Origin of the sequence: Streptomyces sp. 8K308 (assembly GCF_004348315.1) — a bacterium.
GTDB lineage: Bacteria > Actinomycetota > Actinomycetes > Streptomycetales > Streptomycetaceae > Streptomyces.
This window is the reverse complement of sequence record NZ_SMKC01000230.1, coordinates 1-11,642: the sequence shown is the minus strand read 5'-3', so window position 1 is coordinate 11,642 and position 11,642 is coordinate 1. Positions and strand designations below refer to the sequence as shown.

The following is an 11,642-nucleotide window of genomic DNA, read 5'->3' as shown; positions in this document are numbered from 1 at the left end:
CCACTCCGTCCACCGCCGCGCCCGGCACCGCGCGCCCGCCCCGCCCCTACCAGCACTACGTCTACGCCTATCCGCACAAGACCGCCTACCGGCGCCTGCCGGACCGACCCCGGCTAGCCGACCTGTGGGCCGGCGAGTCCAAGCGTGCCCTGTCGCTCTACGCGCACATACCGTTCTGCGAGGTGCGCTGCGGCTTCTGCAACCTGTTCACCCGGGTCGGCGCGCCCGAGGGGCTGACCGGCCGCTATCTGGACGCGCTCGACCGGCAGGCGGTCGCGGTGCGCGAGGCCCTGGGGGACGCGGAGCCGGTGCGGTTCGCCACCGCCGCGTTCGGCGGCGGCACGCCCACCTTCCTGACGGCCGCCGAGTTGGAGCGGCTGTGCGACATCGCCGAGCTGCGGATGGGCGCCGACCTGCGAGCGATCCCGCTGTCCGTCGAGGCGTCCCCGGCCACGGCGACGGCCGACCGGCTCGCCGTGCTTGCCGCGCGGGGCGCGACCCGGCTGAGCCTCGGGGTGCAGAGCTTCGTCGAGGAGGAGGCGCGGGCGGCCGTGCGGCCGCAGCGCCGCGCCGACGTGGAGGCCGCGCTCGCCCGGATCCGCGAGGCCGGCATCCCGGTGCTCAACATCGACCTGATCTACGGCATCGACGGGCAGACGGCGGCCAGTTGGCGGCGTTCGCTGGACGCGGCGCTGGCCTGGCGCCCCGAGGAGCTCTACCTCTACCCGCTCTACGTGCGCCCACTGACGGGGCTCGGCCGGCAGTCCGACCCGGCGGCCGCCGACCGCGTCTGGGACGAGGCCAGGCTCGCCCGCTACCGTGAGGGCCGGGACCACCTGCTGGCCCGGGGGTACGAGCAGCTGTCGATGCGGATGTTCCGGCGGGCCGACGCGCCCCCGCAGGGCCCGGACGACTACGCCTGCCAGACCGACGGCATGATCGGCCTCGGCTGCGGCGCCCGCTCCTACACCTCCGCGCTGCACTACTCGTTCGACTACGCCGTCGGCATGCGGGAGGTGCGGGGCATCATCGACGCCTACACCGCCACGCGGGAGTTCGACCGCGCCGTCCACGGCCGCGCGGTCGACGAGGGCGAGGCCAGGCGCCGGCACCTGCTGCAGTCCCTGCTCCAGGCGCGGGGCCTCGTCGTGGCCGAGTACCGGCGGCGGTTCGGCTCCACGCCGCACGAGGACTTCCCCGCCGAGCTCGGCACGCTGGCCGCCCGTGGCTGGCTGGCGGAGGCGGGGCCCGAGCTGCTGCGGCTCTCGCCGGAGGGCCTGGCCCACTCCGACGCCGTGGGGCCCGAACTGTTCTCGCCCGCCGTGCGGGCGGCGATGGCCGCCTACGAGCCGAGGTGACCGCGCCGCCATGACCGACCCACACCTGACGATCCTCTACCGGGGCCCGCTCGCCTCCTGCGACTACGACTGCCCCTACTGCCCCTTCGCCAAGCGCCGGGACACCACGGCGCAGCTCCGCGCCGACCGGGCGGCCCTCGACCGGTTCACGGGCTGGGCGCGGGCCGAGCGTGCGGGCCGGCTCTCGCTGCTCTTCACCCCGTGGGGCGAGGGCCTGGTGCGCTCCTGGTACCGCGAGGCGTTGGTGGGGCTCTCGCACGAGGCCCACATCGACCGGGTGGCGATCCAGACCAACCTCAGCTGTCGCGTCGAATGGCTCGCCGACGCCGACCTGGACACCCTCGCGCTGTGGTGCACCTACCACCCGGGGCAGACAGCCCCCGAGCGCTTCCTCGCCAAGACCCGCCGGCTGGCCGAGCTCGGGGTGCGCTTCAGCGTCGGCGTCGTCGGCCTGCCCGAGCACCTGCCGCACGCCAGGCGGCTGCGCGCCGAGTTGCCCGACCACGTCTACCTGTGGGTCAACGCGGCCGAGGGGCACGAGTACGCGGACGAGGAGGCGGCGCGGTGGACCGCGCTCGACCCGCTCTTCCCGTTCAGCCTGCACCCGCACAGGTCGGCCGGCCGCCCGTGTCGGACGGGCTCGACGGTGATCTCGGTCGACGGCGAGGGCACGGTGCGGCGCTGTCACTTCGTCAGGACCGAGCTCGGCAACCTCTACGACGGCTCCTACCGCGCGGCGCTCGCGCCACGGCCGTGCCCGCTGGCCGTCTGCGACTGCCACATCGGCTATGTGCACCTGGAGACGCTGCCGCTGTACGACGTCTTCGCCGGCGGCGTCCTCGAGCGGATACCGGCGGCGCCGGTGCCCGCCCCGGGATCGTCCCTGACGCTGTCCTCGCCCCAATCGATCGATCCCGCCCACCGCTGAGCGGCGGATGAGCGTCCGTGGCCCGGGATCGACCGGACGCACCGCTCTCCCACCGTGGTCCCGCCGACTCGGGCATGCTCGGCGCGACACGGCGTGGCGGACAGGGAGGCTGAGGGTCGTGGGGTGGCACAGCGAGGAGTTCGGTTCGTCACACGAGGGCACGGTGGGGGCCGTCCTGGCGGACGGCAGCGAGCCGAAGCCGGTCTACTTCGACGTGGGCAGCGGCAGCCACGTGCCGGCGGTCAGCGACTGGTGGATCTACGACGGCACGTGCGGGGCGCCCCGGGCCGCCGCCCTGCGCGGCTCCTGCTCCTGCGGCTGGCGCGGCACCCAGCACCACCCGGTCGACTGGGCGGCCACGACCGACCTCCGCGACGTGGACACCGACCCCGTCTATAACGACTGGGCCCGCCACATCGCGGAGGTCGACGCCAGGTCCGTGCCGCTGCCGCTCGGCCTCGAGGGCCTGCTCGGCCAGTTGGACGAGCAGCTCGACGCCCTGACCACCGAGGCTCCCCTGGCCGCGCTCAGGGCGGTGGCGATCCTGGAGCGCCTCGCCCGCCGGGTGGGGCGTGACGCGGCCGAGGCCACGCTGACCGACCAGGTGTCGTGCGAGACCGTGGGCCAGGCGCTCGGCATGGCGGCGGGCGAGGCCCGCGCCCACCTCCGCCGCTACCGGTACTGATCGCCAGTCTCTCGCCACTCTCGCCGGGCGGCCCGTCGGCTACCGCTCGTCGCGCTCCAGGCGGACCCGGCGGGCGTGCCGTGGACCGGGCCCACGTGCCGGCCCACCCGCAGCACCCGCAGCCGGGGGAAGGCCGCGAGCCACGCCAGGTCCCGACCAGTGTCGGACGCCAGCAGGTACAGGTGGGTCAGCCGCTCGGCCAGGGGCCCGGCCAGCCCGTCGGGCCCGGTCAGTTGCTCCGGCGTCACGCCCTCGCCGCGTCAACTCGCCGGCGAGGCGGCGCAGGTCGCGTTCGTCCAGCGTGCGCTTCTCGCCGCCGAAGGAGTCGAGGGACGTCATGCGCACGGGCGCCGCCGGCCCGGCGAGCCGGCCCCGGGCTCCTCCGGCCGGAAGAGCCGCCTGATCAGCGGGGCGGCGGCGCTGCCGGCGATCCGTAGTGCCGTGGTCGCTACGGGGTCCATCCGCCCCACCCCCTAAGGGCACAACGGCCGCCCGAGCCCGGGCGGTCAGGAGGCGGCGCGCACCGCCTCGCGCAGGCGCGGCAGGGCCTCGGGGTCGGAGAGTGCCGAGCCGATGGCGACGGCCGAGCAGCCGGCGCGCAGGAAGTCGGCGGCGTTGTCCGGGCCGACCCCGCCGGTGGCGACGAAGCGGATGTCGGGGAACGGCGCGCGCTGGGCGGCGATCCAGTCGGGCCCGAGCTGCGCGGCGGGGAACGCCTTGACCCAGCTGAGGCCGGCGGCCTCGGCGCCCGCGATCTCGGTGGCGGTGGCGACGCCCGGCAGGTGCGGGAGGCCGAGCTCAGCCGACGCGTCGACGACCGGCGGGTGCAGCCCGGGCGCGACGGTGAACGAGGCGCCGAGCTCGTGCGCGGCGCGCAGCCGCCGCACGGTGGTGACGGTGCCGGCGCCGACCTGCCTGCCGTGCTCCCGCGCCGCCTCGACGGCGGCTTGGAGTGAGGGCAGGGCGGAGTCGGACTGGATCGGTATCTCCACCAGCTCGACGCCGAACTCCCAGGCACGATGGCAGAGTTCGACGGTGGCACGCGGGTCGGCACCGCGGAAGATGCCGAGGACGGGGCTCGCGGCCAGGTGGCGCGCGAAGAAGGCCGCGCTGACGTCGGTGGTCATCGGGGGGGTCCTTTCCAGCCGAGCTTGCCGCTGATGCGTTGCGCCGCCGCGCGGAACTCGTTGAGGTGGGCTCGGAGTTCGGTGAGCGGGGCGACGGCGCTGAGTGCCGTGACGGAGATTCCGTGGGTGACCCGGCCGCGCGCGTCGTGGACGGGGAGCGCGACGCAGTTGACGTATCCCTCGTGTTCGCCGTCGTCCTCGGCCCAGCCCCGGGAGCGGGTCAGGGCGAGCTCCTCGATGAGCGAGTCGCGGCTGGTGTGGGTGGTGTCCGTGTGGCGCTCGAAGGTGGCGCGGTCGAGGATGCGCCGCCGGGTGGCCTCGTCCTGGTAGGCGGTGATCACCTTGGCGAGGCCGGCGGTGTGCGTCACGGCCGGCAGACCGATCCGGGAGCCCATGGCGACGCTGCCGCGCCCGTCGACCTTGTCGACGTAGATGATCTGGTCGCCGACGAGCTCGCCGAGGTGCACGGTGTGCCCGTGGCGCTCGCTCAGCTCCTGGAGCACGGGGTGGGCGAGTGACCTGGCCTCCACCTGGTCGAGGGCGAGTTGTCCGTAGGCGATCAGCTGGAAGCCCATGGCGTACCGCCCGCCGACGTCCTTGCGGACGAAGCCGGCCTCCTCCAGGGTCCGCAGGAGCCGGAGCGCGGTCGACTTGTGCACGCCGAGCCGGTCGGCCACCTCGGTCAGCGAACGCGATCCGCGCGAGACGAAGCCGATGATGTCGATGGCACGGGCGACGGTCTGCGACACGGTGACGTCCCTATCTCCCGGCCGCGGGCACGCCCGCGGCCGACTCGTCCGCCAACGTGGTGACGATCTCCTCGGCGCGGGGCAGCCGCGCGAAGTCAGACGGGGAGGCGAGTACCTGCGCCGCGGCGTAGTGTCCGAGCCTCAGGCAGAGGGTTTCGTCACGCCCGTCGAGCCAGCCGCTCAGCCAGCCGGCGGCGAAGGCGTCGCCCGCGCCGACGGCGTCCACGACCCGGACCCGGCGGGACGGCACCCGCGTGACCCGGGTGCCGGTGAACGCGACCGCCTCGACGGCCGCGTCCTTGACGACCAGGCGTTCCGGCCCGTCGACGAGGGCGCGGACGCTCTCGGCGTCGGTGGTGCCCCACAGCGCCTCGGCCTCGTCCCGCCCGACGAAGACGAGGTCGCTGCGCCGGGCGAGTTCGAGCAGCGTCTCGGCGGCGCCCCCGTCCGCCCCCGACCACAGCACCGGGCGGTGGTTGACGTCGAAGCTCACCGGGACGTCACCCCAGGGCCGGTCGAACACTATGTGCCTGGCCAGCGCGGCGCAGTCCGGGGAGAGCGCCGGAAGGATCCCGGAGAGGTGGACGACCCGGGGGCGGAGCGCGGTCCAGGCGGTGACGTCCGCGGGGCCGAGGCCGCTGGCCGCGGAGCCCGCGCGGTAGTAGGAGACGCGGGTGCCCTCGGGGGTGGGGTCCTTGAAGTACACGCCGGTGGGCCGCCGCGGGTCGCGGCGCACGAGCGAGGTGTCGACACCGTGGCCAGCCAGCGCGGTGACGATGACGTCGCCGAGCCGGTCGGCGCCCAGGGCGCTGGCCCAGTGGGTGCGGTGGCCGAGCTCGGCGAGCAGCGCGGCGACGTTGGACTCGGCCCCGCCGGGGCGCAGCAGGAAGGTGGAGTCGGCGTCGAGGCGGGCGCCAGCCTCGGGGGTGACCATCGCCATGGTCTCGCCGATCGTCAGGGCGTCGGTGTGGGTGACGGGGGTCCGCCTCGTCTGTGTGTTCACTGCCAACCGCCTTCCCGATCTTCCCGCCACGCCAGAGCATTGCAACATGTGCAACGCCCGCGCGGAATATGCAAAACCTAGGCGGCGCCCGCGTGACCTGTCAACGGCGGCCACCCGGCACCGCCCTCCGCGGCGCCCGCCGAGGGCGCGGTGGCCGGGCCGTTCCTCAGCTCAGTCCGGCGTACGGCCGCTCCCGGCGGGCGGTGGAGAGGGCCGAGGCCCACCAGGACAGCTCGTCGAGCATCACCTTGGCCGCGGAGCCCGGCTGCTCGGGCTCCTTGAGCTCGCCCTCGCCGTCGAAGAGCAGGTAGTAGCGCGGGAAGGAGACGCCGTTGCGGACGGGGTGGGCGTGGAGCTCGCCGAAGACCTGCTTGAGCTGCTCCATCGCCAGCACGCCGCCGGAGCCACCGCTGTAGCCGACGAAACCGATCGGCTTGGCCTGCCACTCGGTGTAGTGCCAGTCGATGGCGGCCTTCAGCGAGGCCGGGAAGCTGCGGTTGTACTCGGGGGTCAGCACCACGAAGGCGTCGGCGGCGGCCAGCCGCCGGGTGAGGTCGGCCATCGCGGCGGGGCGCGGCAGGTTCGGGTCAACCGCCGGCGGCACGGGTGGCAGGGCCAGCGGCAGCGGGTGGTCGGCCAGGTCGATCACGTCGACCTCGAACGCGCCGTGGGCGCGGACCAGCTCGGCGAACCACCGGGCGACGACCGGCGCGAACCGGCCCTCCCTGACGCTGCCGACGATCACCGCGAGCTTGAGGGGCTTGGTGGACACGGCTGTCTCCTGTCTCCGACGGGATGCGAGGCGCGGCCGTCGTCGTGGCCGCACCGCCCAACCTGCCGCCCCGGCACGAGGGCAGGAAGACCGGACGGAGACTGGTAGTGCGGGGGCCACCCTGTCCGCCGCCGGTGCTGCTACGTTCGACGGGTGAGCGAGCACGTCAACGAACTGGGCCTCTTCCTGCGCAACCGCCGGGAGGCCGTCACCCCGGCCGCGGTCGGGCTGCCCACCGGCACCCGCCGCCGCACGCCGGGCCTGCGCAGGGCGGAGCTCGCCACGCTCGCCGGCGTCAGCGTCGAGTACCTCACCCGCCTCGAACAGGGCCGCGACCGCCACCCGTCGGCCCGCGTGCTCGCCGCGCTCGCCGACGTGCTGCGGCTGACCACGAGCGAACGCGTCCACCTCTACCGGCTGACCAAGGCGGTAGAGGGCTTCAGCTGCACGGGCGGCACGCCGCCACCGGTGCGGACCGTCCGCCCCACGGTCGAGGCCCTGCTGGCCCGCCTGGAACCGACCCCGGCCGTGCTGCTCAATCGGCTCGGCGACGTGCTCGCGCACACCGAGGGCTACGAGCGACTGGTCGGCCCGCTCGGCCTGTTGGACGGCGCGCCGCCCAACCTCGCTCGGTTCGTCTTCGCCGACGAGCGCGCACGCGCGGCCTTCCCCGACTGGGACCACGTCGCGGACGAGCAGGTGGCCGCGCTGAAGCAGGGTCCGTTCCGGAGCGACGAACACATCGCCGCGCTGGCCGACGAGTTGACCGTGGCGGCCGGCCCGGCCTTCACCGGGCGGGTGGCCACCGTCCCCGGAGTGCCGAGGCCCAGCGGTGTCACCCGGCTGCTCCACCCGGAGGCCGGCGAGCTGCGACTGGCGTACGAGGCGCTCGACCTCACCGCCGACGACCAGCGCGTCCTGGTCCACCTCCCGGCCGACGACGCCACCGCGGCCGCCCTGCGCCGGCTCTCAACCCCGGGCCCCGCCCTCCGGGTCCTCTCCGCCTGAACCGCTCATCCCCGGCCGACCCTTCGCCTGGACGCCCGACCGGCCGGCGACGACGCGGTCCGGCCGGTCACGGGGTGGCTACCTGGCCGACTCGGGTCAGCCGTCCTCGCCGGGCGGCGTGCCGCAGCTCAGGCCGCCGTGGCCGCCGATCTGCACCGAGCTGAAGAAGTCCTGATAGGTCGGGAAGAAGTTGCCCTTGCCGGTCGGACCGGTGGAGGTGACGGCCGTACAGCCGGTGTAGTTCGGGTCCGACCAGAGGTAGATCGTCGAACCGGTCCGGTTCCAGTCCGACTTGGCCCGGTCGTCCATGCCGAGCGCCGCGAGGTCCGGCGTGTTCGCGTTCAGCGCGATCATGTCGCCGGTGCCGTCGAGGCCCGAGAACATGCAGTAGTAGCCGTCAGGACAGCGGTCGTACCCGTCGGCCGCCTGGGCCGCGGAGGCCGGCAGCACGACGGCGGCCAGCGCCGCCACCACCATGAGAAGGGCGCGCATCGTGTTCCTCATCCACTCACACTCCTTGACTCGGGTCCCGAATCACCGCGCATCCCAGCGACGCGGTGATCGGTTGGATCGCCGCGCCCGACGTTAGCGGGAGTCAGCCGCGCGAGGGAGGCCCCGTGCGAACCGCCGTGCGGCCCGCCGGCCTCGCCGGTGACGGGTCAGAAGACGAGCGCGTGGCCCGGTCGCCGGAAAGCCGGCGCCCACCGGATCCCGACGGGATCCGGTGGGCGCGAGCTCGCCGATCGGTCGGCCGGCTCAGGTGAAGTTGACGTCGCTGCAGATGAAGTACGTCTGGTCCAGGTGCGAGGCCTGCCAGATCGTGTAGACGATGTGGTGACCGGTGCGCCCTGGCGCGCTGACGTCGAAGGTGATGTCCTGCGCCGGCGGGTAGCTGCCGGTCGTCTCCACCAGCTCCAGGTCGTCCCAGCCCAGGGCCTGGGTGGTGGGGTCGAAGCCCTGCCTGGTGACGTACACCTCGAAGAAGTCCGCGCCGTGGCGGGCCGTGTCGTACAGGTGGACGCTGAAGTCGTTGTCGATGTCCGTGGTGGTCCACGGGCCCGGGTTGTCGAGCGAGGTGGCCAGGCCGCCCTGGGCGTCGTTGGCGCTGCACAGCTTCCCGTCGGGGATCGCGGGCTGCCAGTTCCCGGCCAGGTTCTCCCGGAACAGGCTCATCCAGTTCCACATGGTGTTCGGATTGGCCTGGAAGGCCTGCCAGCACATGGGGTCTTCCTGCGCCATGTCCGGGTTGAGGTGGTCGCTGCCCCATCGCTCCCAACAGCCGTAAGCGCGGGAGGCGGGGTTCACGATCGAGCCGTGGGCGTTGGCCGAGTCGGTCCACGGGCTCATGAACAGGGCCAGCAGGCCGACGACGCCGGCCAGGGTCGAGGCCGTCATCCGCCGCGTCCAGCGGCGTGTGGGGGTGTCTGCGTACATCGCGCGTCTCCGTCTTCCGGAAGGGTGTGGGGGGGCGGGGGTGTTTCCGGTCATGGGAGCGCTCCCAAGAATCGGAGGTGTCCCTACCCGCTGACACACCGCCAAAACACCCCGCCCGCCGAGCCAGGCCGTTCGACCGGGGTCAGTCGTGGTGGTGGTGAGGCTTCTCCGCGTGCGCGGTTCCGGCGATCGAGGCCGCGGGGGCCAGGGAGACGGCCGCGGGTATGGCGAGCAGCACGGTGCCGACGCCGAGGGCCAGGCCGGCGAGCACGCGGGAGCGGTGGCCGGCCGGGGCGCCGTGGTCGATCAGGCGTCGGACGCGCTCGCCGAGGTCCGGTCCCGTCATCGGCAACGTGCCGGCGTGCTGCCCAGGGGTGACGTCGGTGGTATCGCCGAGGTCCAGGAGGGCGCTGGCCAGGTTGGTGCGGCCGTGCCGCCTGGCCGCCCAGTCGTCGGCGATCATCTCCGTGAGCCGCCGTACCTGCGGGGCGTAGTCGCGCAGCAGGCCGGTCCGGCCGATGGCGGCGGTGACCGTGTCGGCCACGAGGATCGCGTGGTGGTGTCGCAGCCGCAGATGGGCCAGCTCGTGCTCGACGGCCGCGGCCAACTGCCGGGGGGTGAGGAGGCGCAGGGCCCCGGTGGTGAGGACGACGCGCGATCGGCCGCCGGACCCGGGGAGGCAGAAGGCGGCGGGGGTCGCGTGGTCGAGCACCCGAAGGCCCCCGACGCGGCTGGGCACGGGCACGGCCAACGCGTCGACGACCAGGCGGTGTTCGGCACGCTGCCGGCGGGCCAGGATGAAGCGGTACACCCCCATGGCGGAGAGGGCGCCCCCGCCGCCGAGGAGGAGCAGCAGGGCCGCGTCGGCGACGCCGGCCAGGGGGGCCGAGCCGGCGTAGGCGGCGTGCACCTTCTTCTCGTGGGCGTGGAAGAGCCAGGCGATCAGGTGCCCCCACAGGTCGTGGGCGGTCAGCAGCAACACGGCGGCCAGGGCGGTGAAGAAGCCGAGGACGCACGTGTGCCACAGGCGCAGGGCCGCCTCCGGAAAGCGCGCGACCCAGGCGGCCCCCGCCAGGAGGCGGGCGGCCGGCCCGCCGAGGACGAGGGCGTGGACGAGCAGCGCCAGTACGGCGAGCATGTCAGTCTCCTTCGCGCGGATCGGGGTCCCCCTCGACCCGCGTGAGGGCGGCGCGCAGGGCGGCGGCCTCGTCGGGGTCGAGCCGGCCGGCGAACCGCACCAGGGCGCCGGTGCGGTCGGCGGTGGTGTCGAGGGCCTGATCCAGCAGGGCGGCGGTGTAGTCCTCGGCGGAGCGTACGGCGGTGTAGCGGAAGGCGCGGCCGGCCTTCTCCCTGGTCAGCCAGCCCTTGGCGCGCAGGCGGTCCACGATGGTCATGACCGTGGTGTAGGCAAGCGGGCGCCGCTCGTTGAGGCTGTCGGTGATGTTCTGCACCGTGAGCGGGCCGGCGCCGCGCCACACGACGTTCATGACCTCCGCTTCCAGCTCTCCCAACGGACGCATCCCACTCACCTTCACCCTCGTGCGCTGTGCGGCGGCCCGGGGCCGCCCGCGCCCAGTCTGCCCCCTCGGTCGCGGTCCCCGTCGGCCTCCCCACCGACCGAGGTCCGCCAAGGGTTCCCTGCACGAACTCCTACATGCTGTAGTAGCTTGCAGGTGTGGATGCCGACCCCCGCGCCACCGCGCGCTCCGACCATGCCCCGGCGCAGGGCCAGACGCCCGCGGGACGCCTCGTGCCGGAGATGCGGCACCCGGACCAGCGGCGGCCGTTCTTCCTGCGCCCCATGACGCCGACCGATCTGCCCTTCGTGGTGGAGGAACACCTCGGACACTTCCCGCACGGGTTCTTCGCACGCCTCGGTGCCGGCTTCCTGACCTCCTACACCCGGACCTATCTCACCGGCGCGCACGCCCGCGCCTATGTCGTCGAGGCCGCCGGACGCCCCGTGGGCTTCCTGGTCGGGGTCCTCGACCCGCCGGCCCACCGGCGCCACGTGCTGCGTTCCCACGGCCCGCGCCTCGCGGCCCGCGCCCTGGCCAGCCTGACCGTCCGCCCCGCCCTGGCCTGGCACTTCCTGCGCACCCGCCTGGTGCGGTACCTGCGCAGGCTGGTTCCCGGCCGGGCGACGCCCGCCGCGGGCCCCGTGGCGAGCCCGGGCGTCACGGCCGTGCTCTCCCACGTGGTGGTCGTCAGCTCGGCCCGCTCGCTCGGCATCGGGGAGGCCCTGGTCGGTCGGTTCGTCGCCGAAGCGGCGGCCGCCGGCTGCGCCCGCGCCAGCCTGGTCACCCAACTCGGCCCCGACGGCGCGGGCCCCTACTACGAGCGGCACGGCTGGCTGGCCAGGGGGGAGACCCGCACCCTCGAGGGCCGCCGCCTCGTCACCTATGACCTGCCCCTCGGCGCCCACCCCGCACGAGGGCCTGACCGGTGACCGTGCGCCGCCCGCTGACCGCCCTGTTGACCGCCCTGCTCCTGCTCGCGACCGCCTGCTCCGGGGCCGAGGACCCCGACGACAGGACCGACCGCGCCGACCGGAGCGGCAGTCCATCTGTCTCTTATA

Annotated in this window: 14 protein-coding genes; 5 read left to right on the top strand and 9 right to left on the bottom strand. The window is 74.3% G+C overall.

Annotation, left to right across the window (positions count from 1 at the left end; genetic code table 11):
* The 3 genes from E1265_RS25525 to E1265_RS25515 all read left to right on the top strand — a co-directional run.
* Window positions 1–1,358 (top strand): STM4012 family radical SAM protein (locus E1265_RS25525; protein ID WP_132933356.1); only part of this gene is annotated, 1,358 nt, incomplete at its 5' end.
* A gap of 10 nt (window positions 1,359–1,368) precedes the next feature.
* Entirely contained in the window at window positions 1,369–2,286 is a 918-nt protein-coding gene (locus E1265_RS25520) for an STM4011 family radical SAM protein (protein ID WP_132933355.1), read from the top strand.
* A 118-nt stretch (window positions 2,287–2,404) separates the two neighbouring features.
* Entirely contained in the window at window positions 2,405–2,971 is a 567-nt protein-coding gene (locus E1265_RS25515) for a hypothetical protein (RefSeq protein ID WP_132933354.1), read from the top strand.
* Here the strand turns inward: E1265_RS25515 and E1265_RS25510 are convergent.
* The 5 genes from E1265_RS25510 to E1265_RS25490 all read right to left on the bottom strand — a co-directional run bounded on the left by E1265_RS25510 (window position 2,959) and on the right by E1265_RS25490 (window position 6,622).
* Window positions 2,959–3,219 (bottom strand): hypothetical protein, encoded by a 261-nt coding sequence (locus E1265_RS25510; protein WP_132933353.1) that lies wholly within the window; start codon window positions 3,217–3,219, stop codon window positions 2,959–2,961. The genes E1265_RS25515 and E1265_RS25510 overlap by 13 nt on opposite strands.
* Before the next feature lie 258 nt (window positions 3,220–3,477).
* Complete coding sequence (locus tag E1265_RS25505; protein ID WP_132933352.1) at window positions 3,478–4,098, bottom strand: bifunctional 4-hydroxy-2-oxoglutarate aldolase/2-dehydro-3-deoxy-phosphogluconate aldolase; 621 nt, start codon at window positions 4,096–4,098, stop codon at window positions 3,478–3,480.
* Window positions 4,095–4,847, bottom strand: a complete 753-nt coding sequence (locus E1265_RS25500) for an IclR family transcriptional regulator (protein ID WP_132933351.1) — start codon at window positions 4,845–4,847, stop codon at window positions 4,095–4,097. The genes E1265_RS25505 and E1265_RS25500 overlap by 4 nt, the downstream gene beginning before the upstream one ends.
* A gap of 10 nt (window positions 4,848–4,857) precedes the next feature.
* On the bottom strand, window positions 4,858–5,850 hold the full coding sequence (locus E1265_RS25495; protein WP_243741101.1) for a sugar kinase: 993 nt from the start codon (window positions 5,848–5,850) through the stop codon (window positions 4,858–4,860).
* Window positions 5,851–6,016: 166 nt separating this feature from the next.
* Complete coding sequence (locus tag E1265_RS25490) at window positions 6,017–6,622, bottom strand: NAD(P)H-dependent oxidoreductase (RefSeq protein ID WP_132933349.1); 606 nt, start codon at window positions 6,620–6,622, stop codon at window positions 6,017–6,019.
* Between the two features lie 153 nt (window positions 6,623–6,775).
* Between E1265_RS25490 and E1265_RS25485 the strand changes: the two genes are divergently transcribed.
* Entirely contained in the window at window positions 6,776–7,630 is an 855-nt protein-coding gene (locus tag E1265_RS25485; RefSeq protein ID WP_132933348.1) for a helix-turn-helix transcriptional regulator, read from the top strand.
* A gap of 96 nt (window positions 7,631–7,726) precedes the next feature.
* On the opposite strand, the gene E1265_RS25480 is transcribed toward E1265_RS25485, so the two are convergent.
* The 4 genes from E1265_RS25480 to E1265_RS25465 form a co-directional block, all read right to left on the bottom strand.
* Window positions 7,727–8,134 carry a peptidase inhibitor family I36 protein gene (locus E1265_RS25480; protein ID WP_132933347.1) on the bottom strand — a complete coding sequence of 136 codons (408 nt, stop codon included), beginning with the start codon at window positions 8,132–8,134 and terminating at the stop codon, window positions 7,727–7,729.
* 252 nt (window positions 8,135–8,386) lie between these two features.
* The gene (locus tag E1265_RS25475) at window positions 8,387–9,064 is read right to left on the bottom strand and encodes a lytic polysaccharide monooxygenase auxiliary activity family 9 protein (RefSeq protein ID WP_132933346.1); all 678 of its coding nucleotides are present in this window, start codon (window positions 9,062–9,064) and stop codon (window positions 8,387–8,389) included.
* A gap of 142 nt (window positions 9,065–9,206) precedes the next feature.
* Window positions 9,207–10,202: a M56 family metallopeptidase gene (locus tag E1265_RS25470; RefSeq protein WP_132933345.1), complete on the bottom strand. Its 996-nt coding sequence runs from the start codon at window positions 10,200–10,202 to the stop codon at window positions 9,207–9,209.
* 1 nt (window position 10,203) lies between these two features.
* Complete coding sequence (locus tag E1265_RS25465; RefSeq protein ID WP_132933344.1) at window positions 10,204–10,584, bottom strand: BlaI/MecI/CopY family transcriptional regulator; 381 nt, start codon at window positions 10,582–10,584, stop codon at window positions 10,204–10,206.
* Window positions 10,585–10,739: 155 nt separating this feature from the next.
* Between E1265_RS25465 and E1265_RS25460 the strand changes: the two genes are divergently transcribed.
* Window positions 10,740–11,513, top strand: a complete 774-nt coding sequence (locus tag E1265_RS25460; RefSeq protein WP_243741100.1) for a GNAT family N-acetyltransferase — start codon at window positions 10,740–10,742, stop codon at window positions 11,511–11,513.
* Window positions 11,514–11,642 lie beyond the last annotated feature (129 nt).